The following is a 22,537-nucleotide window of genomic DNA, read 5'->3' as shown; positions in this document are numbered from 1 at the left end:
ATTACTCTGCAGGATTTGGGTTAGCTAGAATAGTGTCGGTTTGCTCTTTACGAAACGCTTCAATTTTGGCGAAAATTTCAGGGTTTTGACAGCCTAATATTTGTGCAGCCAATAAACCGGCATTAGCTGCACCAGGCTCACCAATAGCCAATGTGCCAACAGCAACGCCCTTAGGCATCTGGCAAATAGACAATAATGAATCAACACCATTTAACGCTTTTGACTTAACTGGAACGCCTAAAACAGGCAATGATGTAAACGCTGCAGCCATACCCGGTAAGTGGGCTGCCCCACCTGCGCCTGCAATAATTACTTTAATGCCTCGTTCGCTTGCAGAACTTGCGTAATCAGCAAGTAATTGAGGAGTGCGGTGAGCAGAAACCACTTTAGTTTCATAAGCAATGCCAAATTTTTCTAGCATCAGCGCAGCGTGTTCCATGGTTGGCCAATCTGATTTAGAACCCATAATAATGCCAACAGTCATAAATACTCCTCAGTAATGTATTTTAAAAATAGCGGACTTATGTCCGGTTTTATGGCGGGTATTATATACTTAAATGCCGTAGTAATGCGACCAGCAGGCAATAAAAAAGCCATGTTAAACATGGCTTTTTTAAAATGCTTGAAATACTTGCTGTTATGCTTCTTTACTCGCCAAATATTCGCTGTAGGTTCCTCTAAAGTCGATAATTTTACCGTCTTTAATTTCCCAAATACGGGTAGCAACTGATGATACAAATTGACGGTCGTGTGACACAAACATCAAGGTACCTTCATACGCTTCAAGTGCTAAGTTAAGCGCTTCAATTGATTCCATATCCATGTGGTTCGTCGGTTCATCCATTAATAAGATATTTGGTTTATGCATCATGATTTTACCAAACAGCATACGACCTTGCTCACCACCTGAGATAACTTTTACAGATTTTTTAATATCGTTTTGTGAAAACAACATACGACCCAAGAAACTACGAACAACTTGCTCGTCATCACCCTCTTGCTGCCACTGCTCCATCCACTCAAATAAGTTCATGTCTTTTTCAAACTCATCGGCATGATCTTGTGCATAATAGCCAATGTTAGCATTTTCAGACCATTTGAACTCACCGCTTTTAGGTGCTAAGCGTCCTGCTAAGGTGTTTAATAATGTTGTTTTACCCACACCATTTTCACCGATAATGGCAATACGTTCACCTACTTCAACTAAGCCTTCTAAACCTGAGAATAAAGTTTCTTCGAAGCCTTGCGATAAGCTGGTCATTTCAAGCGCGTTACGGAATAACTGTTTTTCTTGTTCAAAACGGATAAATGGCGACTGACGTGACGAGGCTTTCACTTCGTCTAATTGAATTTTATCAATACGTTTTGCACGTGAAGTTGCTTGCTTTGCTTTTGAAGCATTAGCAGAAAAGCGCGATACAAACTGTTGTAGTTCTGCTATTTGGCTTTTCTTTTTGGCGTTTTCACTTAATAAACGCTCGCGAGCTTGGGTTGCTGCGAACATATATTCATCGTAGTTACCCGGGTAAATACGTAATTCACCGTAGTCAATATCGGCCATGTGTGTACATACCGAGTTTAAAAAGTGACGGTCATGCGAGATGATGATCATAGTACAGTCACGTTGATTTAGAACATCTTCCAACCACTTAATTGTGTAAATGTCCAAGTTATTGGTAGGCTCATCAAGTAACATGATATCAGGGTCTGAAAACAACACTTGAGCTAATAGCACACGAAGTTTAAAACCTGGTGCGATTTCAGACATAGGACCGTAATGTTGCTCTGTCGCTATACCAACACCTAATAATAGCTCACCCGCTTTTGACTCAGCAGAATAGCCATCCATTTCAGCAAACTCAGTTTCAAGATCGGCTACTTTCATGCCGTCCTCTTCACTCATCTCAGGTAGGCTATAGATACGGTCACGCTCTTGTTTAATATCCCAAAGCTCTTTGTGACCCATAATTACAGTGTCGATCACTGAGTACTCTTCGTAAGCGAATTGATCTTGATTTAGTTTAGCAACACGTTCATTAGGATCTGTGCTTACATTACCCGATGATGGCTCAAGCTCACCGCTTAGAATTTTCATAAACGTTGATTTACCACAACCATTGGCACCAATTAAACCATAGCGGTTTGATTCACCAAATTTAGCTGAGATATTTTCAAATAACGGTTTAGCACCAAATTGCATGGTGATGTTAGCTGTACTAATAATAGCGCTACCCTCCAAGGGAGACTGAAGTATTTAAATTGCGCGCAGTTTAAACCAAATCAGCGTTTTTTTCTATGAAAGTTTAAAGCACAACCTAAAGTAAACAGTAGTTGTTTATTAGCTATTGAAGGATTAAAACAGCCAAAGAGATGAACGAGTAAATGTGCAAAAAAGCGAAGTGAAATTCACTATTATGCTGTTAACGCGGTAAAAATATGTTTAATAAAAAAACAATCACCGTTACAGAAAAATAAATAATTTAAACGTACTAAATCGCTAATTGGTCGCATTTTACTTTTATTAACATTTAATACGGCTATATTAACGTTTTTTATAGCATTAGAGTTTTAGCTCTACCTATGCCGATAGTAGCAACTATGAAAAAAATTCAACTCCCCCCCTCCTGCATTTAATCCTAATGTCTTATTCCAAAATTAAATAGCGGTTTATACGGCTACAAAATAAATACAGCATTAACTTAAAGTGAACAAGCTGCGTATTTTGTATTAATTTTCGTTGATAATTTTTCACTTTTGAGCCTTTTATTGCTTTGCTAGTCTGCACGACTTCGAATTTAGTAATTATAAAACGTCTTTTTTAGGCAAGGCACACACAATGAAAATAAAATTAGTATCGCTCGCGATTGCAGGTGTTTTAACAACACCGAGTGTTTCAGCAATTGAAGTATTTAAGGATGAAAAAAATACAGTCGCTATTGGCGGCTATATAGATGCGCGAGTAATTAATACTCAAGGTCAAAATGAAGTGGTTAATGGTGCCTCACGAATTAATTTTGATTTTAAACGTCAACTAAAGAACGGCTGGGAAGCAATGGCTTTAGTTGAATGGGGTGTAAACCCTGTTGGCAGTAGCGATATTGTATACAACAACCGTTTTGAATCAATTCAAGATGAATTTTTGTATAATCGTTTAGGTTATGCAGGACTTAAACACGACAAATACGGCCAAATTACTATTGGTAAACAATGGGGTGCGTGGTTTGACGTAGTATATGCAACTAACTACAGCTATGTTTGGGATGGCAATGCCGCAGGTGTATATACCTACAACAAAGACGACGGTGCTGTAAATGGTACGGGACGTGGCGATAAAACATTGCAATACCGTAATAGTTACGGTGATTTTGATTTTAGTGTACAAACTCAGTTAAAAAATAGCGCATTTTATACCTGTGATGTAAGTGATATTACAGAGTCACAATGCCAGGCTAATTTTGAGTCAGGCGATACTGCGGCGCAACAAGTTGAATTTAACTATACATTTGGCGGTGCAGTAACTTATAACGTGACTGATAAGCTAAAACTGACTGCCGGTATTAACCGCGGCGAGTTTGAATTAACTTATGGCGACGGAACAACCCGTTCAGTTGACGATTTAATTTACGGTGCCGGTGTTATTTGGGGCAATATTGATGCGCCAGGTTTATATGTAGCTGCTAATATCAATAAAAACGAAAACCACGACACAGATAACATTGGTCGTTTAATTAAAGATGCAATTGGTATTGAAACATTTGTGTCTTATCGTTTTGAAAACGATTTTAGACCATTTATTGCCTACAACTTATTTGATGCAGGTGATGACTACGTAATTCAACCAAACTTTAATGCCGATCCTAACGATGTATTTAAGCGTCAATTTGCTGTTATTGGTGTGCATTACTTAATAGATGAAAACACCCAACTTTATGTAGAAGCGCGTAAAGACTTTGGTGATTTTGAAAGTGATAATAAGCAACAACAAGCACAAATGGAACAATCGGAAGATGACGGTATTGCTTTTGGTTTTAGATACGTTCTTTAATAGCCTGCTTTGCTTTCAAGTTTAAAATAGCAAAGGTCAACAGACCCTACAGCCCTGTAAAATAGCAGGGCTTTTTTTATTGTTCTTGCAGAAGGTTTAACTACTTTCTCTTAAACGCTTTTTTTAACGCACGCGTACCATCCTTTGGTCCTAAAATAAGCCACAAAAAAGCAACCCCACCTGGGACTAAAACGGCTTTTAGTATTGGGCCGAGAATAAAAGAATAAAAATAAATAAGTGGAATAAAAAGTACATAACCAATAACACGTTTGATAAACTCCATGTATCACCTTTTGATTAATTGAGCGTGCTCATAAATTTAATTGAGCACGCTCAATTAATCAAGCGCTGATTTAAGCCCAATATCCAACAAAATTATAAAGCATTGAATAATATGAGTAAAAAAGAAAAAACACGGGATAAAGTTTTAGCTTCAGCATGGGAGCTTTTCTTACTACAAGGTTATGACCACACATCGACAAGAGAAATTGCTGTTGCAGCTAATGTGGCAGTTGGTACTGTGTTTAGTCATTTTGAAAATAAAATTGATCTGCTTATGGCAGGTATGCAGCAACAAATTGAAGTTATTATCGAGCAAGCAAAGCAATCAGATACTCAGCGCCCTCCTCGATTGAAATTACGCCACTACGCTCACCCTCTATATTCCTTTTATTGTGAAAACAGTGAATTTAGCAAATTACTAATTAGCGACATCATTTGGCGTGAGGATTTTTTTAAAGCACAAATGGATGAATTTAAAAAACTACTATTTAGTGAACAACCAGAATTTGATGAAATAAAAGCAAGTGTGATGATGGACTGCTATTTTATGACCCTGATCACAGGCTTAAACGACGAGATACCAAATGCAGAAGCCATGCTGAGACAACTGAGCAACAAAATTGCATTGTTGTAACGTCAATTATAAAAAGCTGGAGTTTAAGTCTGTGTATTACTGAACCATTGATGGAAAACCCGATGTTAGCTGCAATTAAAATGTCTAACTTAGAACATCTAAATAATTACATTGTTGCTTTGTTTAATTTGGTTTTCCTGTTCCTACACAACTCACTTAATAAAACGAGTAGATATAAGTTAAAAAAAACGCCCAATACACGCCAACAATTTCCCCTCTCCCTTATTATATCTTTAAAAAATTCACCTATTGCTAAGACTTGTTTTAAATCAAACAAAGTATGATGTGTTCTTTAGAGTGGATGCTCCACCAGCAGTAAAGCAATAAAAATCAATGCAAACTATATTTAATTGATCACCGTCATTAATTAATCAGAAGGCGTGTTAATTTGCGAGCTCAAGAACGCCGTATAATTTAACAGTGCTTTATCGACACTCAGTGCAGGGTTTTGATTATGTTCAGCATTACTATTAATTGTACTTCCCCACTTAAGCCAGCTGTTTGGATGTTTTGCTAAACTAGTAACTAAATTATTGTATGCACCTAACATTAAAGAGTGCTCTGCCCCACCGACAGTAATATATAAAAATGTCGGTTGTTTTATACAATTTATATTTGTTTTTAAAAATGCATCAAACCGCTTAGTCACTGTCATATCGTCATACCAAGCGGCTGGGCTAAATGCAAAGTAACCATTGAATAACTTTGGTTTAGTATGCAGCGTGTATAAAGTAAAGCTGCCCCCAGCTGAAAATCCGGTCAAAATTCGATTTTCAGTTAATGTGTAGTTGGCCTTTAAATAAGTAAGTAACTCTTGCTCTAGAAAAGCTAAAAACAAATCAGCTTTACCAATAATTTCAGGCGAACTTTCATGTTTAGGTCGAGGATTTGTATTAACGTCCTTCCTTGCATAAGGTGGCACAAGATCACGATTTCTAGTATCAGTAAAAAACTGATTTGGTATAGCAACTAAAATAGCCTCATTTAATGTACTTTCATGATTTAATGCTTTTAAGGCTTTATCCCAATTAGCTAGATTAAAATTACCATCTGTTTTTATAATAAGTGGATACGCTTTATTTTTGTCAAAACTATCGGGTAACCTTATAAATACTTTTCGTGACTCTTTAAGCACTTTCGAATCTAAGGTTACATCAACAAACTCTGAAGCATCATTTTGATAATAGCTAACCCCAGTTATTGCAAGCCCAAATACACTAGCCGTAAGCAACGTATTTAAAATAATCGCTTTTTTAATTCTCATGCGCCATCCATTTTAGTTAATTGCTTATGCCATACACCGTTACTAAGTTGCTGGTTAAATACAAAGCCGAGTTTAGTGAGTAAGTTATAACAGCGTACATTTTTACCATGAATTTCTGCGTATAGGTGTTCAATGTTCAAAGAGCGATGTATCTCACTGACAAAACCTTTAAGTACTTCATGCATTAAGCCTTGTTGCCAATAAAAAGGATCAAGCTCAAAGCCCAAATAAGCAGTTTTAGTTTGGTTATTAATGTTATACAAACCACAAGTACCAATTAAGTCCCCAGACATATTATGTTCAATCGCAAGCCGAACACCTTCCCCTTGATAATAACTCGATATATCATCTTGAATTAATTGCTTAACATGCTCTTTATTTAGCGGCGTTTTATAATCGTTAAACTCATAAACGAGGGGATTATTTAAAATTGTTAATAGCGCTGCGCCATGTTTGTGGGTAATTAAACGCAAGGTAACGCGGGGTAATTTTATCGTTTTAAGCATGCCTATGCCAAATAAAGTAAACGCGCTTTAAATAGCACTTTATAGAACGTCATTATTAACTTACCATATCGTATTCACAAGCATTAATTGAGATAAACTATGAGCGACAATTTTAAAGTAATACAACCAACTACTACTGTTTACTGCCCAAAACGTGGTGAAGGTTGGACCCTTACCGGCATTACTAATATTGATGAGTTCACATCGGTTATGTTTGATGGCGTACGTTACACCTTACCAGCGAGAGAAATTGTGGAGGAGTTGCTGCCTAACCAATTAGCGCGTGAACAGCAGCAAAGCTAATCAAGTTGAATGTTATCTTAAGGCTGAAAGTATTTACAGCCTTCTGACAATTATCGCCCAAGTTTTCATTAAAACTAAAACCACTCTTTTGCTAATCAGTTACTATTCCTTTTTTTAATTTCTAAATTATCTTTTTCACTTAATTGGTGTTGCCCAGGTATTAAAATCATGATTAATATAGCAACAGAAATTAACAAAATTACTCTTAGTAGAGCTGAAGTTATAAAACCTTCTAGCATAATAACTAAAAAAACTAGCGGTACCGCAAAAAATACGCCTAAATAGCGGTGACGATTTGTGAATTCATATAATGAGCCACAACGAATACATCTATAACGAGTCGACATTAAAGATAGAATAAACCACGATAATGAAATATTAGCATGGCATTTAAAACACTTTGGTATCATATACAACCAATATCATTAAGAAAAATTAAAGTTACTGAATTTTCAGCTTAGATTTGTGTAAAAGTTCGGTTCACCAACTTTCACTAAATATTCAAAACGCCTCATCTTCACTGTATACATTTACATTAAGTTCGTCGTTATCTTCAAATACGACAAACGAGATAGGCTTACAACACACTTGGCAGTCTTCTATGTATTGCTCATCAATATCAGCCACATCAATTAATACTTCTATGGATTCGCCACAGTAAGGGCAACTAATTGATTTTTCGGTTAACTGGTTCATATCTTACCTAATATTCGTATGACTGTATGCTCTCACTTTAGTAAACAACCCTATATAAAACAATGCTGGTAAAGTGACTTAATAGTTCAAATTTAAACAGCGTTAGCTAAAATTTTGTTTAACTTAGATAAATCAATTAATTTATTTTGATCTTGCTTTAAGAAATAATCGCATTGCCAACGCTGAGTAACTTTAGCAGAATTACTAAATGTGCCAGTCCCTTTAAAGGCTCCGCTTTCGCTCCAAGGTGGAAACACTCTAAAAGCTGTTTTACCCTTAGAGTTTAAAGAGCTCACTATGCCTTTTTTTAGTAATACATTTACGGGGAACATGAACAAGCCTCGTTCAATATTTGTAACTTGGTTGTTCGTAGAAGTTAAACCTTCGCTGGTAACCTCTACGAGTAAATAATCAAACTCATCATTTAACGGAATTGGCTTATTATTTTTACAATCCGCTGGGCGTTTCCATAGTGCTAAAAAAGCGCCAGGTCTGTCGGGTGTAACTTTAGCCTTTCTGTAAATTATGCGTTTTTGGTTTAAAGTAAATGCATAGCCATGGTATTGGGCATTGTGGTCATGAGAAACGAGTTCATCAGCGCTTGGCAGTTTATAGCCTAAAGAAGCAAAACTGGTTTGCAAAAGTGTGGTTAATTCATTACGCGAATTACTGGTTTCCATTTATAGAGTCCATTTTATATAAAGCGAGTTTAAAACAAGTTACCTGCTACACAATGAAAGAGTATTTACAGTTAGCGGGTCTACTATAACAAGCATTTACGCACTCACACACTAGGTTGATAATTTTTATGAATAAAACACTCGTATTTGCAGTCACTTCTGCCGTACTTTTGACTAGCTCATTTGCTCATGCTAAAACCGAACAAGCTATTTTAGCAGGAGGCTGTTTTTGGTGTATGGAAAGTGACTTTGAAAAACTCGAAGGTGTAACCGATGTGCTCTCAGGTTTTACTGGCGGTGAAATTAAAAATCCTACTTACAATGGTAATCATCGCGGCCATTACGAAGCCGTTCTGGTTACCTACAACACTGACGTATTAAGCTATCAAGATATTTTAAACCATTACTGGGTTAACATTGATCCTTTTGACGCCAAAGGCCAGTTCTGCGATAAAGGCCCAAGCTACCGTAGCGCAATTTTTGTAGCTAATGAGAAACAGCGAAAGCTAGCTCAAAAATCTAAACAAGCCGTTATTAGTGAGTTTACTAAGCAAACAGTGGTAACCCCTATTCTTGATGCGAAAACCTTTTACCCGATAAAGGGCAAAGAAAGTTATCATCAAGATTACTACAAAAATAACCCTATTCGTTATAATACCTATCGCTGGCGCTGTGGTCGTGATAGCCGCCTAGAAGACATTTGGGGCGATAGAGTTACCCACTAAGTTTATAAAACTAAAAAGGCTGCAAAAAATGCAGCCTTTTTATTTATTCCCTTATCTCGCTAACTAAAAAAATTTATTTTTCAAGACGGTTAAATAGCTTTCTACAATGACGATTTCTTTTTTATAGGAAACATCTTAAACCAAAACGCCATTTCAAAAACAAAGCCCGCAATAATAAAAATAAATAAGCCAGTAGTGCTACCATAAGAATAACAAGCAATAGCGGCAATAATTAATGCAGCTAAAATCAACCATTTTATAAATATATTCATCTCTAGTACCTTAGATTTAAATTAGTAGCTATCAATTATTTCTTGATTCTTTAATAAAGCGATATCTAAATTCAGATAAGTAACCGAGTATCATAACCAACATAGTAGAATTTAAATCGCCATTAATAAGTAGCGTCCATATATACTCTTTAGTATTAAAACTGATATATACACACATTATAAAAGCAACAATGCTACAAGCCTTAAACATCCATGAATATTCCCCAAAAAAAGAATCGAATACACTCTTATCTATTGGTTTACCTTCCATAATAACTCTCTGCTTTTTATAGCGTTTTTTATTGAGTTTGTTAATCGTAATACCTAGCTTATTACGTGTCTATTGTATTGTTTGATTAAATGTTACTAATTATTTCTAATGAGTTATTTATTATAAAATAACTCATACTTTCCTTCAGTACTTCCTATCCTAAAACGAGTAACTAAATCATTTAATACAAAGGTAAAATTTTTGTTGCCACAAAAGGGACTAATGGGTACTTTAAATAAATGATTAGTTTTATGAATCTAACCAATAATTAAGTACTAAATACGATTTTATACCTCAAATTTATACAGGAGATTTACCTTGCTTGATATAATCGCGCTTTTTATAAAAGTAAATGATTACAAAACATTTAATGAAGCGTCAGTAAAGTTAAATATTCCTTTACCCACTTTACAAAGAAAAATAAAAAAACTTGAAGAAGACTTATCTTTAGCGTTGTTTTATCGTGAAAAAGGAAGTTTGCGATTAACAGAGCCAGGAAAGAGCTTTTATAGCCATTGCTTAGCTCACGTAGAGGGTTTACAAAGTACGCTGTGCAATTTTAAGAACTCTAGTGAAAATAAAGTGAGTAAAATTAAATTAATAGCACCGCAAAACTTTATAAAGAGTGTGTACTTCTCAGGCGTTATAAATCAATTCACCCTACTTTATCCAAATATTAAGATTCATATGATGCTATCAGATGAACGCCTTGATTTAAAAGCCACCGAGTTTGATTTAGCTATTAGAATCGGAAAATTAGATAGTTCACAAAATATATGTAAAGTCATTAACCAAATGAGCTTTGTTTTAGCTTGCTCATCGAGTTTAATTGAGCAATATGGCATACCAAGTAATTTTGACGATTTAGCTAAACTCCCCCACATATCGTGCTCGCCATTTGAAAATTGGTCTTTTAAAGCAAATAAAAATGAAAAAGTAATTTTTAAACCTCAACCCAACTTTATTTCCAACGATATAGAAATGTGTGCCTTAGCTGCCATTGAAGGAAGAGGTGTTTATTATGGTCCAAAATATTGTTTATTACCGCATATAAAAGACGAAAGCTTGGTTGAAGTATTAACGCAATTCAAACCTATTAAACGAGATGTAAACCTGATATGGCCTGATAAATTAATCCCAAAAAGCACACGCTATCTAATCGATTTTTTAGAGTACTCTCTCAAGGGGGTAAAAATGTAGCTACAATAGCACTATAGTCTTAATGAATTTTTGTAATATTTAAGCAACTAATATTTTTGAAAAACCAACTTTCATTTAACACTCTATAAAAATATAGCGAGTTCTTTAGAATCAAAATCGGTCCAAAATTAGATTATTTAATTAGGGCCTAATTAAAATATGATTTTAAAGGATGTAACTTAATGAAAAAAATAATACCTCTATTGCTGTTGTCACACACAAGTTTTGTAAGTGCTAATACAACTGCAATTTATCCAGATCAACTTAAAAATGAAAGCTTAGGTGCTGGAGTTTGCTCAGCTGATAATAGACTAATTACAAAGGCTGAAGCGCAAACCTACAGAAACGAACTTACTAACAAAATGGGTAAGTGGCAAATAACGGGATTAGCTGATGGCTGGGTTATTATGGGCTCTGGCTACGCAGGTGAAATAAAACAAGGGTTTGCTGTAAATTCTTGGTGCTACCCTAACGATCCTATTAATGAGATCCCTAAATTAAGCCCCGTAAAAGTAGCGCCTGGCAGTCAAAGCCAAATTGAATGGGACTTAGTAAATCAAAAAGAGGATTTTATAAAACCCCTATCATATCTTGCTCACACAATGGGTTTTGCGTGGGTTGGTGGAAATCGCTCAAGCTATGTGGGTGATGACATGGAGGTATCTAAAGCAGGCTCTGGATGGAAAATACAAGGTTATAATGGGGGCAGCTGTGATGGTTATCGATGTGATGAAAAATCAGCTATTACCGTATCTAACTTTGAATATGTGATGGATAACGAATCATATAAAATAACAGGTGATATTGTTGCTGCCGACAAAGAACTAATTAAAACGTTAACAGTCCCTGCAGTGAATGACACGTCAGCAGCTCAAATGTCAGTCGTTACCATTGAATACGATGCAGCTACTAATTGGTCTAAAACAAATGACTACAGTATTTCTGAGTCTGTTACATTATCCAATACATGGAAATCCCCTTCAGTTACTGGCGGATCAGACACTTCGTTATCGGTTACTATAGCAGCAGAGCAAGCATGGGGAACAAGTAACGGCGGCTCAGAAGCTGAACGTGTTGTTGTACAGGCAAGAACCAATGTACCAGCATTCACAAAGCTTAATGCTAAGGTCGATTTGTTTAAATCATCAATATCGTATCCTTATTCATTCGATGCTGATATTACTTACGATCTATCAATAAATGGCTTTATGCGTTGGGGAGGCAATGCTTTATTAAGCCATCCTGAAAACAGACCTAATGACACTGCTAATTTTGTAATAGGCCGTTGGGCAGGTCAAGAAAAGAGCATTGAGTATCAATGGGAACACCGCTATATACCAGGTGAGAATAAAAAATGGGATTGGCCTTGGATGATACAACAAACAAGCTTATCAACAATGCAATACTATTTAAGTCATGTTTTAAGACCTAAAAAAACAACCCTAACAGGCCACTTTTATGCACAAAGCCAATTTGCTGGTAGCGTTTATTTTGGTGATGAAACCCCACTTGTTACTAACCAAAGAAGTAAGCGAAGTGTTTCAGCTAGTGATTACTCAAGTGCAGAAAAGTTAAAAAAAGAGTTTGAAGATGCTGGTTTTAAAAATGTAGTTGTTAATATTGAAATGATTGATTTATAAATCCCCGTGGGCTCTCATAATGAGAGCCCTATTTTATAAATTTACACAAAAATATAATTATCACACGCCTATTTTACTTTATTAGAAAACACATACAGCTCAACCCAACCTCGCCTTTAGTTTATTTAAAAGTTATGCTTTGATGTTAGAAGAAGTATTGATCTCCTTTGTCTATTAAACATATTTCAGCAAAAGTGATTATAAAAATAATAAGAGAACAGCAATGACACAAAATACAAACAACAGCGTAGTAATACTCAGTGCGGTTCGTACCGCAATTGGTGGCTTTGGTGGCAGCCTTAAAGATTTTAGCCCCGCTGAGCTTGGCACTCTGTGCGCAAAAGAAGCACTAAACCGATCTCAGCTTACCCCTGACCAAATTGGCTCATGTGTGGTAGGCAAAGTTATTCATAACGGCCCAAAAGACGCTTACCTATCAAGGGTTATTGGACTAGATGCTGGGTTACCTATAAGCAGCCACGCTGTAACGCTTAATCGCTTATGTGGTTCAGGGCTTGAAGCAATCATACAAGCGGCACAACAAATTCAATTAGGTGATGTAGATGCAGCCCTTGCTGGCGGAGCAGAAAGCATGAGTAGCTCTGCCTATACCCTCGAAAGTAACCGCTGGGGGCAAAAAATGGGTAATAGCACTATGGTTGATGAGCTTACCACGACCTTACAAGACCCATGGGATAACAACCCGATGGGAATAACTGCTGAAAACATCGCAGAAAAATATTCAATTAGCCGTCAGCAACAAGACGAGTACGCAGCAAACAGCCATAATAAAGCTGCAAAAGCCATTGCTGCAGGTCATTTTAAACAGCAGATTGTGCCTATCGAGATTAAATCACGTAAATGCACGCACGTTTTTGACACCGACGAACATGTTCGCGCCGATACCACAGCCGATAAACTTGCAACTTTAAAGCCCTACTTTAAAAAAGATAGAACCGTTACCGCAGCAAGCTCATCAGGTATAAACGATGGTGCAGCCATGTTGGTACTTATGTCAGAGCAAAAAGCAAATGACCAAGGCTTAAAACCGCTCGCTCGTTTAGTGGGTTATGCCAGAGCAGGCGTTGATCCTACTTTAATGGGTATCGGCCCTATTCCTGCAGTACAACAGGTATTTGAAAAAACCGGCTTAACCATCGACGATATGGATGTGATTGAGTCTAACGAGGCCTTTGCAGTACAAGCACTGTGCGTTGCTAACGAGTTAAACTTTCCTGCGCATAAGGTAAACCCGAATGGTGGTGCAATTGCCTTAGGCCACCCTGTTGGCGCAACGGGTGCAATTTTATCAACTAAATGCTTGTACGAACTCAAACGAACTCAAGGCAAATATGGGCTAGTCACAATGTGTATTGGTGGCGGGCAAGGCATAGCAGCTATATTTGAAGCGTTTTAATGAGTAAAGCTAAATCATTTTTGTAGTAATAAAGTTGATAATTAAATTGGCTAGTCATATAACTAGCCAATTCAATATTTACACTAATTAACTAAAAACGCCAAATAAGTTAAGTACAACGAGTAAAGCGCCAAATAGACCCGAAAGTGTTAATAACCAATAAAAGATACATCCAAGAAATCTATCGAATTTGGTTGTATTTTCAAATAACAACGAAGAGTGCGCATACATAAAAGAAAACTTACTTTTTTCAATTTTAAGTAACCAACGCCTTGGCAAGGAGAATGCTTGAGCAACATTTATAATATCCCAACCACTAATAACCTCTAGACCGAGTATATCTTTTGTTTTAGGGTTTTTTCTTAATTTACGTACGGTCATTTGGCCAAAAACTACATAAAGGATCCCAGAAATAATAGATGACATAATTAATATAGCGACCCAAATTTCTCTATCACTCATAATTTATTAACCTGCTCCATAATATAATCATATATCCCTTCGGCATCTTCTTTTACAATTTCGTTAACTTTCTTACGCCTAATAAAACACCACCAAATGAAATTAAAAATAATATTGGTAAAAACAGTAATGTTTGGGTGTTGTCTAGATTTATACTTGGGCTGCCAATAACCGCCAGCGTATTAATTAACAGCAGTATTAAGCTTGATTGCAGATAGCCCTTGTAACCTATAGCCCCTGCGAACAACAGCATAATAAATGATCCTGATATTGCAGGCGTAAAAGGTGCGGCGGCGAGTAACATACAAACAAACGAAAATATAACAGCACATCCAATTATTGCTTTAAACATAACAACCTCCATGGTAAATGGCTTTTAATCCACATAACTTTGGATACCTTACCGATCTTTTAATCCACCAGCTATTTATAACTGTATTACTAAAAATCGTATTCCACTTAACAGGTATCAACTAATTTTTAGTTTATTAATAACCCCAATATAAAAACTACCTATTTCCAAACTGCCGTTCACAGGGCTCTCCGTCTTTATCACCGTCCATTTTAGTATTTGGGCAATGTTGAATAAAAAATAATGCCTCTGCATACGAGGTCATTTGGCTACAATGTTGGCGGCCATCACAGCGAAATGCTTGCTGTGTTTTAGTAAGTGAGTTTGAACTAGCGGGCATAAATGATTCTATATTAGCGTTAGTCACTACAGGTGTTTGCTTGGTATTTAAAAAACCGGTTTTATACACGCTAAAGCCAATACTAACAATAATACCAAACGTTATGAGTTTCATTAAAGGTGAGTTCTTACCTGACGTTTTGCTTAATCTAACCGGCCTTTTTAAAGCTTTTATATGTGGCTGTGCAAGTACGCCCTCAATACGGCAATTCACAGCTTTAGTTTTACCATTAGGCTCGGTTGCAACCTCAAAATAGATAATATCGCCCACTTTAGGTTTACGACTCATATGTTTGAGCGACGATATGTGTATAAAGGTATCGTGTTGCAGTGTGCTTGATTTAATAAAGCCAAAGCCTTTATCGTCATTCCACGATTTTAATATTCCTTTGTTCATCCTTGAGTCGTCCATATAAGTATTGTTAATTTTACAGCCAGTACTTTTATCATGATAAAGAAAAATACTCTTTGTGTATGTTTCTTATTTCAAAAAACGATACCACTGTATATAAAAACAGTAACCACTATTAACCTTACTCTTTATTCAACTATAAGTTACTTGTAAGTGCAAATACGCGTAATGCCGAGCCAGTGCCACCACGTATTTTAAGCGGCGGCACAATGGCAATAAACTCATAGACTTTTTCTTTAGCTAGCTCCTCAAGGAACAAATTTTCTATTATGTAAATACCGTTATCTGCTAATAACATCATATGTACCGGAAAAACCTGAAATGAGGGTTCTGTAGCAATAGGTGGGCGTTTTTCAAAAGTAAGGGTGTCATTACCAACAACACTGGCACCAGCCTTTATTAAAAACTGTGCACCACTTAAACCAACGCCTGCAGCATGCTCTGCAATGTATTGCTGTGGGTTATTAGCAAAATATTGCCCCCACCCCGTTCTAATAAACACAGTGTCGCCTTTTTTAATTTTTACACCTTGCGATTTTGCTGTTCTTTTTAAATGTGACGCCGTTATGTCAAAATCTGCAGCCAATGGGGTATCGTCACCGTTAATAAAGCGAGCCACATCAAGTAATACCGTTCGGTTACTCAATAAGTTTACAGGATAATGATCAATTCCTAAGTCACTTCCTACACCACTGCGTCCTATTCCTCTGCGATCATTGGTCGCTTGCCCCGCATCTACTCCACCATACAGTAAACCATCTCGACCAATGTGACCTAACGCATCAATAGTAGGACCTCCATGGTGACCACTCCATTGCATTATTTCTGAGGTGAATGAGAGCTGATTGTTATCACCAAATGTACCACGTGTATCTGCATGGGTTGCATTAAGTGCCATTGAGTATTTTGGGTTAACGGACGCTATTGGGGAATTTTCATCCCAATTATGAGACAGGTCATAGGTTTTGGCATGACTGACAAGAGTAATAAACTCTTCAGTTTGCTTAGATTTACTTAATTCTTTGCTATTGGTTGCTAAGCTCGAACAACTAATTAAAAAAAACATAAACGACATCAACATTGCCAGCTTCATCGTATCTCCTTATTTATATATGTTTAACACGCTATCCAAAAAAATAGCGACTAAAATAAGCCGCTACATGAATTCTCACAATAAATTAGTACATTTTTTCATTTTCAACCCTTAAATTTGATTATTATTCGCTTAACCGAGCATTTAAAAATTAGCATATGAATTCAAAAGCAAACAAAAAAGGGACAATTTTTTACAAAGAATTAACCGTTAGAAGTTTTATAAATATTCATTAAATCTCAAACTTCACTGTTGCATCTCAAGGCTGAGGTTTAATACGACGGTGACTAAAGCCGTCGTATAGTTAAGCGTTAAAATTGTTTCATGTTGAATATCAATTTGAATATACAACATGCCCTTCTTTAATGCTTTGTACTATTTTTATATCCTTAATAGTCAGTGGATCTACTTTTAAAGGGTTGTTACTTAAAATGACGAAATCCGCGAGTTTTCCCTCAGCGAGCGTACCTTTACTAGTTTCTTCAAAATATTGAATAGCAGCCCATTGTGTTAATGTTTTTAATCCTTCATAAGGCGTTAAACGTTGATCCGGTCCCAATACTTTACCCGATCGTGTAATACGATTAACCGTTGCATCGAGCACTCGCATTGAGTTTGGAAATGTCACAGGGGCATCATGGTGAGAAGTAATCGTTAAACCAGCCTCAACTACATCTCGTGATGGCGAAATATAATCTGCCCTTGGGTGCCCCAAAACAGACTCTACATGCCAATCACCCCAGTAAAAAGTGTGCATAGGAAACAACGATGGGAGGATCCCTAAATCTACTAAATCCGGTATTTGATCTTTACGTAAAGTCTGGCCGTGAATCATCACGCTACGGTGATCATCATACCCATAACTTTTTTTAGCCACTTTAATAGCTTTAATATATTGATCAATCGCGGCATCACCATTGGTGTGAGCAATAATCTGCCATTTGTTTTTAAACGCAGTGTTTATATGTTTAATCGCTATCTCATCACTCATGATAGGATAACCTTTATAGTCCAGCGGTTTACCCTCCGGTGGCGTATGATAATGTGATGATAACCAAGCTGTTTTTCCTTGTGGCGAGCCATCTAAAGTTAATTTAACCCCCCCTATTCGGTATCGATTAAAATAACTGCGATCTGATTTATAAAATTCGGGCTTAACAGCTGACTTATTCCAGACGATGTCAGGGTATGAAACAACATCAATGAATAACGATTTATCACGAGCTGCTCTTTCTAAAGCCGAAGTCGCATCCGCTGTGGTGCGGCCATCTTGAGCAGTTAAATATCCATTTTTAGCATACTCCACCTGAGCAAGCTCAATGGACCTCTGTTGTACTTCAGCATCGGATTTAGTGGCAACAATAGGCAGTAATAGATTAAAAAAAGCCGCTTCTTCAAGCACGCCATTAGGACTATTATCTGCCAAACGTCTAATTACACCGCCTTTAGGGTCTTTAGTATCCTTTGTGTAGCCACCTACTTCTAGAGCTTTTGAATTGACACTTGCTAGATGACCCGATTGATGCATTATAAGCACTGGGTATTTAGACGAAATTTTATCTAGAACATCTTTAGTTGGATGTTGTTTTTCGCTAAGCTGCGAATCGTCATACCCATTCGCTAACACCCAACCAAATTTTCCGATAATGAACTTCCCTTCAGCAGACTCCATCCACTTTTTGGTTGTTGTCACTAAACTATTAAAATTTGCACCGGGGCCATCTGGAGGAGGTAATAAATTTGCCAATTGCGCAATTAAACCCGTATTGTACATATGGCTATGGGCATCCAAAAAACCGGGTAAAAGTGTTTTCCCTTGAAGGTCTTTGTTTTGTAGATTGTCAAACTTTTCTCTGGCTTTCGCTAAGCTACCAAGGTAAACAATCCGCCCTTCTGACTCAACTAAAGCTTCCTCATAATGCGGCTTTTCTCCTTCCATAGTGAGAATATCTCCGCCGTAATATATAATAGGATCGGCTGCTAGCGCGCTTGTTCCAAAACAAAATAATACTGATGGTAATAAAAAACGTAATCGCTTTGTCATGTTATCTTCCCTGTAAATATAGCTTCATTAAATTTAGCACATGATGTTTTAAACAAAAACATAAAGTGACACCCATAATTAATATATTAAAATTGTGTCACCTAATTTACTAATCAGCTCTGGAGTTAGCTGCTCATGACTAAATAAAAAAGAAAACAAACTAGGCATCAAGAAAACAAACTAGACATCCATTTTAATTTTGAAAGACACCCTTCTAATTTTGCAAGCAAAACTGTTTTTCTAGATTTATTTTTTAAGCAATTATTACTCTTAAATTTAAATTCCACGCATAAAAATAGCTGCATGATGCAGTTTCAACTTTTCTACTGAGTAATTTAAAGTTTATGCTAATAGCTTTTCACAAATCGCTTTATCATTCAGTCTGTTCGCTTTTTTGTCATCTACATACAACACTAAATGCATGTACTTCAGGCATCCTGCCTTCCGTCCTCCGGGCCAACTGCGCTGTTGTAAAATGTTCCAACATTTTGCTGGTTACTCATAACGGCATAAGCACAGACGTCAATACAAAATATTTTGGCTAACTCAAGGAATTTGTCTTCAACCCACCCTCCGCGATGCTCAAAAGATTGACCAGTAAAATGGTCTTCACCGCACAAAAAAACACGCCGAACACAACGTGATATACAGTGGTAGTACTTTGTATCAACCAAGCTTACTTGACGCTTTCTTGCGATTGCCATAAGTGACCCAGCTTGTTTTCACACTGGTGAAAGCCTAGTACTTAGTTCGCCAATCTGCAAAAATTAGAGTGGGTATCTAGTTTATTCCTCAAGCGTAAAAGGCTGCAGATTTGCAGCCTTTTTTGTTTCAATAATTTAATACTGATAATAATTTACAATCTCTTTAATTTTGATGTTTAAGCCACTAATTTCAACCCTATGAAAGGAACAAAAACACAATCGTACCTATACGAGCAACTCATCTGACCAGTTTTTAACCAAACAGTCAGTAACATACGTTAATTTATTGTTTTTATTCTAGGTTATTGTAAAGTAAGCCGTTCTTTGACGGTGAAGTCTTAGATAATAATAAAATAAAGGAAAATTCGAATGAAATACAAAATACTTGTAGCCTTATCTATGTTTGTTCTAGGTGGTTGTGCTTCAACCACTCCAACAAGAACAACAGAGCAAGCGTATATGATAATCGATGTAAAAGGTGACTCGTCTATTCGAGATACTGTTCTTGATACGATTATTGATTCGGCTCAATCTAGTATGGATAGCTTGACGGTGAATAGAGGTATTCCTCCAGCATCTCTTCCTGAAAAAGCATCTCGTTTTAAATTAGTTAGTCCATTTCAAAATACACAGTTAGGTAACGTGATGAGCGGATTCTCAGCTTTATCACAAGCATCAGGAGGTTCAGCTATGAAAATACCTCAGTGTGAATCTCCTATTCTCACTATGAAGTCAGATAAATCAGTTAGCGGGTGGAGTGAAAGAACAACGTTCTTCATATGTGTTGTTCAATATCAAACAGGTTATCAAGTTGATGTATACACCACATTCGAACAACAGTCTGGTGGGATCTCTGTCAATCAACTTAGTCAAAGCTTAGTTCGCTCAGTAGTTGGTGATACTAGCCAAAATATACCAAAAACTATGGCTCGATTAAAAGACTCACTCGCAGAACTAAATACTGAAACAAAAATAATCGACAGCTATATTCCAAGCAAATGGAAAGGTTTATTTGCAGACGATAGAAAGTCTTTAGAAGCTGAAACAGAGTAAATAATTTTACTAAATTAAAGTTCTTTCAAATAATGGAGTAATTAAGTACTCCATTATTTTTTTAATACTAATAACTACTCTAGCAAAATAATGAAGGATTTATCTGTGTGGCATAAGTTTTTCTTTGGTGAGTAAAATCGACTTCCATCATGATGATTTCTTTTTTATAGGAAACACCTTAAACCAAAACGCCATTTCAAAAAACAAAGCCCGCAATAATAAAAAAAATAAGCCAGTGTGCTACCATACGAATAACAAGCAATAGCGGCAATAATTAATGCAGCTAAAATCAACCATTTTATAAATACATTCATCTCTGTGTGGTTGATTTAATAAAGCCAAAGCCTTTATCGTCATTCTACGATTTTAATAATCCTTTGTTCATCCTTGAATCGTCCATTTAATAGCGGTTAATTTTACACCCGTTTTAAAAGAGGCTCAAAACCAAGCAAACCTAGCGAGCCCACCAACAACCGTAGTTTCCTTATTAACCCCTCATTTTGCAAAAAAGCGTATTTTTGCTTCTTTTAATGTGCTTAAAAATACAGAAAACGCACAAATTCCGCCCCCCATAAATGCAATTTGAAAACTAGATAGTGAAGAAAAACTAAATTGCTGAGAATACATGTACTGCCCTAATAACTGTGCAAAGGTAGCTACACCTAAAATAATCAACAATGGGCACACAACTAGCGTAAACCAAAACCAAATACGTCTAATACCTTTCATAAAAACTTCCTTTTACTTTAAATTTAACTTAGAAATTAATTATATAGTGAGCCACCAGCATTTTATTTTAAAAACAGCTTATAAGATTGCCGCATGAATTTGATGTCTAAAGTCAAGATTTGACCCCTTTGGTTCTACAGACCTCTTTGGTTCTACATTTGTCCTTGATAGGCATGATTTTTATCAGGTTGGATGTTTATTCCTTTGATTAACAACCAAAGGCCAAACGTTATTTCAAAAAAAGCTCCCGGCATCATGAAGTAACTCAATACTTGAGGTGGATTAAGTAGAACAATATTTGAAAAACCATACACCACCATCGAAATATAAGTGAATAGTCCCCAAAGAACCAACCACTTAGGTACGTAATTGGAAACGTAGAACAAATACATGAAAATCGTGGCACCAATACCCATGATAATTAAAAGAACATCCCACATCGAGCCACTTATTTTCACAAATATGCTAGCTAATGTATGCAGCTGCTCATCTTGAAATACAGTTGAAAATTCTGGATTCTTTAAAACTGCTATCACTGCCAATGTAATGATTGTTGCGACAAAGCCGAGAAGCCCTTCTCCAAACCTGAAAAGTAGTGCCACGAGAGCAAAATTTTTGTTTATCGTTTTAGTAACTAAGTACTGTGCCCATGAAGCCCAAATAACCGCTATAAACATAATAATATCTATAGTTTGAGCAAGTCTGAACTTAATCTCAACCTCATCAAAGGCCCCAAAGTTGTATATACCTTGCTTAAATAGTAGTGAATTAAACATCCCTAAAATTATATAAATCAAGTACGCAGCACCTAAATGCTTAACATACAACTTAAATGATGAACCATTATTCCCCATTGATAATTATCCTGTGATTGCTGAGTGTTTAAATGCCTAACGCCGAGATAAAGGGCCGGAGCTGCACAGCAGTGGAGGTCCAGCCCTCAGGCCCTTTTGTGGGCGGTCTTTGATTACCTGATTATATTTTTTAATTTTGAATGTTAGCATCCAAAATTTTCTTACATGCGACAAGCTGATTAAACAAGTCTTCTGTAGAATACTCATATGCTCTTTGAGCTAGTGTGCTTTCAATTTGATTATAAACACTAAGGTTCTTGTTAAACTTGCTCTCTTCTTCCTTTGTCACAACCTTACGTACAATCATTTCTGAATACGTGTGAACACCAAAAGCTAATGAAATAACACGATGCTCTATAAACTGCCTAACAAGGTCATCATCGAATTCATTCGTATCAATTTCAGAAATCACCTTATCAAGATTGGCTTGCAATTCTTCTAGTGTTTATAGCTGCATAATGCCTACTTATTGATTTACATATAACAACGCCGCACTAAGAGTGCAAAAAATTGTTGGCTAAAATGTTGAACGGAGTGAAAATACCCAACTGTTTTTTGTG

The 22,537-nt window shown here is 36.5% G+C and carries 24 protein-coding genes and 2 pseudogenes; 9 read left to right on the top strand and 17 right to left on the bottom strand.

The genetic code is table 11. From position 1 onward, the window contains the following. Position 1: 1 nt before the first annotated feature. The gene (purE, locus tag AN392_RS05880) at positions 2-484 is read right to left on the bottom strand and encodes a 5-(carboxyamino)imidazole ribonucleotide mutase (RefSeq protein ID WP_008114610.1); all 483 of its coding nucleotides are present in this window, start codon (positions 482-484) and stop codon (positions 2-4) included. A gap of 153 nt (positions 485-637) precedes the next feature. Beyond that, on the bottom strand, positions 638-2,224 hold the full coding sequence (locus tag AN392_RS05875; RefSeq protein ID WP_082424787.1) for an ABC-F family ATPase: 1,587 nt from the start codon (positions 2,222-2,224) through the stop codon (positions 638-640). A 612-nt stretch (positions 2,225-2,836) separates the two neighbouring features. On the opposite strand from AN392_RS05875, the gene AN392_RS05870 reads away from it, so the two are divergent. After that, positions 2,837-4,045 carry a porin gene (locus AN392_RS05870; protein WP_010390015.1) on the top strand — a complete coding sequence of 403 codons (1,209 nt, stop codon included), beginning with the start codon at positions 2,837-2,839 and terminating at the stop codon, positions 4,043-4,045. A gap of 100 nt (positions 4,046-4,145) precedes the next feature. Here AN392_RS05870 and AN392_RS05865 read toward each other — a convergent pair whose 3' ends face one another. Continuing rightward, positions 4,146-4,328 (bottom strand): hypothetical protein, encoded by a 183-nt coding sequence (locus tag AN392_RS05865; protein WP_055012137.1) that lies wholly within the window; start codon positions 4,326-4,328, stop codon positions 4,146-4,148. Positions 4,329-4,439: 111 nt separating this feature from the next. Here AN392_RS05865 and AN392_RS05860 point away from each other — a divergent pair, with 111 nt between their 5' ends. Beyond that, the gene (locus tag AN392_RS05860; protein WP_010390018.1) at positions 4,440-4,961 is read left to right on the top strand and encodes a TetR/AcrR family transcriptional regulator; all 522 of its coding nucleotides are present in this window, start codon (positions 4,440-4,442) and stop codon (positions 4,959-4,961) included. A 367-nt stretch (positions 4,962-5,328) separates the two neighbouring features. Here the strand turns inward: AN392_RS05860 and AN392_RS05850 are convergent, their stop codons facing one another. Next, entirely contained in the window at positions 5,329-6,225 is an 897-nt protein-coding gene (locus tag AN392_RS05850) for an alpha/beta hydrolase (RefSeq protein ID WP_055012135.1), read from the bottom strand. Further along, positions 6,222-6,731 carry a GNAT family N-acetyltransferase gene (locus tag AN392_RS05845; protein ID WP_055012134.1) on the bottom strand — a complete coding sequence of 170 codons (510 nt, stop codon included), beginning with the start codon at positions 6,729-6,731 and terminating at the stop codon, positions 6,222-6,224. The genes AN392_RS05850 and AN392_RS05845 overlap by 4 nt, the downstream gene beginning before the upstream one ends. A gap of 99 nt (positions 6,732-6,830) precedes the next feature. On the opposite strand from AN392_RS05845, the gene AN392_RS05840 reads away from it, so the two are divergent. After that, positions 6,831-7,034, top strand: coding sequence for a hypothetical protein (locus AN392_RS05840; protein WP_010390026.1), 204 nt, complete (start codon positions 6,831-6,833; stop codon positions 7,032-7,034). Between the two features lie 501 nt (positions 7,035-7,535). Here AN392_RS05840 and AN392_RS05830 read toward each other — a convergent pair. Beyond that, positions 7,536-7,730, bottom strand: a complete 195-nt coding sequence (locus tag AN392_RS05830) for a CPXCG motif-containing cysteine-rich protein (RefSeq protein WP_010390028.1) — start codon at positions 7,728-7,730, stop codon at positions 7,536-7,538. 92 nt (positions 7,731-7,822) lie between these two features. Then, positions 7,823-8,410 carry a MepB family protein gene (locus AN392_RS05825; protein WP_055012132.1) on the bottom strand — a complete coding sequence of 196 codons (588 nt, stop codon included), beginning with the start codon at positions 8,408-8,410 and terminating at the stop codon, positions 7,823-7,825. Between the two features lie 128 nt (positions 8,411-8,538). On the opposite strand from AN392_RS05825, the gene msrA reads away from it, so the two are divergent. Next, positions 8,539-9,135 (top strand): peptide-methionine (S)-S-oxide reductase MsrA, encoded by a 597-nt coding sequence (msrA, locus tag AN392_RS05820; RefSeq protein WP_055012131.1) that lies wholly within the window; start codon positions 8,539-8,541, stop codon positions 9,133-9,135. Between the two features lie 101 nt (positions 9,136-9,236). Here the strand turns inward: msrA and AN392_RS18625 are convergent, their stop codons facing one another. Next, the gene (locus tag AN392_RS18625; RefSeq protein ID WP_010390033.1) at positions 9,237-9,407 is read right to left on the bottom strand and encodes a hypothetical protein; all 171 of its coding nucleotides are present in this window, start codon (positions 9,405-9,407) and stop codon (positions 9,237-9,239) included. A gap of 589 nt (positions 9,408-9,996) precedes the next feature. Here AN392_RS18625 and AN392_RS18710 point away from each other — a divergent pair. The 4 genes and pseudogenes from AN392_RS18710 to AN392_RS05800 form a co-directional block, all read left to right on the top strand. After that, positions 9,997-10,116 (top strand): annotated as a pseudogene (locus AN392_RS18710) (LysR family transcriptional regulator); the annotation flags it as partial. Positions 10,117-10,260: 144 nt separating this feature from the next. After that, a complete protein-coding gene (locus AN392_RS05810) occupies positions 10,261-10,878 on the top strand; it encodes a substrate binding domain-containing protein (RefSeq protein WP_235575576.1) in 618 nt (205 codons plus the stop codon). A gap of 182 nt (positions 10,879-11,060) precedes the next feature. After that, positions 11,061-12,518 carry an aerolysin family beta-barrel pore-forming toxin gene (locus tag AN392_RS05805; protein WP_055012130.1) on the top strand — a complete coding sequence of 486 codons (1,458 nt, stop codon included), beginning with the start codon at positions 11,061-11,063 and terminating at the stop codon, positions 12,516-12,518. 223 nt (positions 12,519-12,741) lie between these two features. Then, positions 12,742-13,935, top strand: a complete 1,194-nt coding sequence (locus AN392_RS05800) for an acetyl-CoA C-acyltransferase family protein (protein ID WP_055012129.1) — start codon at positions 12,742-12,744, stop codon at positions 13,933-13,935. Positions 13,936-14,022: 87 nt separating this feature from the next. Here AN392_RS05800 and AN392_RS05795 read toward each other — a convergent pair whose 3' ends face one another. The 6 genes and pseudogenes from AN392_RS05795 to AN392_RS18815 all read right to left on the bottom strand — a co-directional run. Continuing rightward, positions 14,023-14,397, bottom strand: coding sequence for a hypothetical protein (locus AN392_RS05795; RefSeq protein WP_008113868.1), 375 nt, complete (start codon positions 14,395-14,397; stop codon positions 14,023-14,025). Between the two features lie 52 nt (positions 14,398-14,449). Then, on the bottom strand, positions 14,450-14,749 hold the full coding sequence (locus tag AN392_RS05790; RefSeq protein ID WP_055012228.1) for a DUF6419 family natural product biosynthesis protein: 300 nt from the start codon (positions 14,747-14,749) through the stop codon (positions 14,450-14,452). Between the two features lie 157 nt (positions 14,750-14,906). Beyond that, positions 14,907-15,485 carry a cold shock domain-containing protein gene (locus tag AN392_RS05785; RefSeq protein WP_055012128.1) on the bottom strand — a complete coding sequence of 193 codons (579 nt, stop codon included), beginning with the start codon at positions 15,483-15,485 and terminating at the stop codon, positions 14,907-14,909. Positions 15,486-15,636: 151 nt separating this feature from the next. Continuing rightward, positions 15,637-16,593, bottom strand: a complete 957-nt coding sequence (locus tag AN392_RS05780; protein ID WP_055012127.1) for a cyclase family protein — start codon at positions 16,591-16,593, stop codon at positions 15,637-15,639. Positions 16,594-16,927: 334 nt separating this feature from the next. Beyond that, a complete protein-coding gene (locus tag AN392_RS05775; RefSeq protein WP_055012126.1) occupies positions 16,928-18,637 on the bottom strand; it encodes an amidohydrolase in 1,710 nt (569 codons plus the stop codon). A gap of 494 nt (positions 18,638-19,131) precedes the next feature. Continuing rightward, positions 19,132-19,341: pseudogene (locus AN392_RS18815) on the bottom strand (Mobile element protein); the annotation flags it as partial. Between the two features lie 369 nt (positions 19,342-19,710). On the opposite strand from AN392_RS18815, the gene AN392_RS05765 reads away from it, so the two are divergent. Beyond that, a complete protein-coding gene (locus tag AN392_RS05765) occupies positions 19,711-20,394 on the top strand; it encodes a hypothetical protein (RefSeq protein WP_055012124.1) in 684 nt (227 codons plus the stop codon). Positions 20,395-20,889: 495 nt separating this feature from the next. Here the strand turns inward: AN392_RS05765 and AN392_RS05760 are convergent, their stop codons facing one another. The 3 genes from AN392_RS05760 to AN392_RS05750 all read right to left on the bottom strand — a co-directional run bounded on the left by AN392_RS05760 (position 20,890) and on the right by AN392_RS05750 (position 22,410). Continuing rightward, positions 20,890-21,123, bottom strand: coding sequence for a hypothetical protein (locus AN392_RS05760; RefSeq protein WP_055012123.1), 234 nt, complete (start codon positions 21,121-21,123; stop codon positions 20,890-20,892). Between the two features lie 152 nt (positions 21,124-21,275). Beyond that, on the bottom strand, positions 21,276-21,977 hold the full coding sequence (locus AN392_RS05755) for a DUF4386 domain-containing protein (protein WP_055012122.1): 702 nt from the start codon (positions 21,975-21,977) through the stop codon (positions 21,276-21,278). Between the two features lie 130 nt (positions 21,978-22,107). Further along, a complete protein-coding gene (locus AN392_RS05750; protein WP_055012121.1) occupies positions 22,108-22,410 on the bottom strand; it encodes a hypothetical protein in 303 nt (100 codons plus the stop codon). Positions 22,411-22,537 lie beyond the last annotated feature (127 nt).

It is taken from the genome of Pseudoalteromonas sp. P1-16-1b (assembly GCF_001401785.1).
GTDB lineage: Bacteria > Pseudomonadota > Gammaproteobacteria > Enterobacterales > Alteromonadaceae > Pseudoalteromonas > Pseudoalteromonas undina.
Note: the sequence above shows the minus strand (reverse complement) of the source record. Positions and strands in the feature narration are given on the sequence as shown.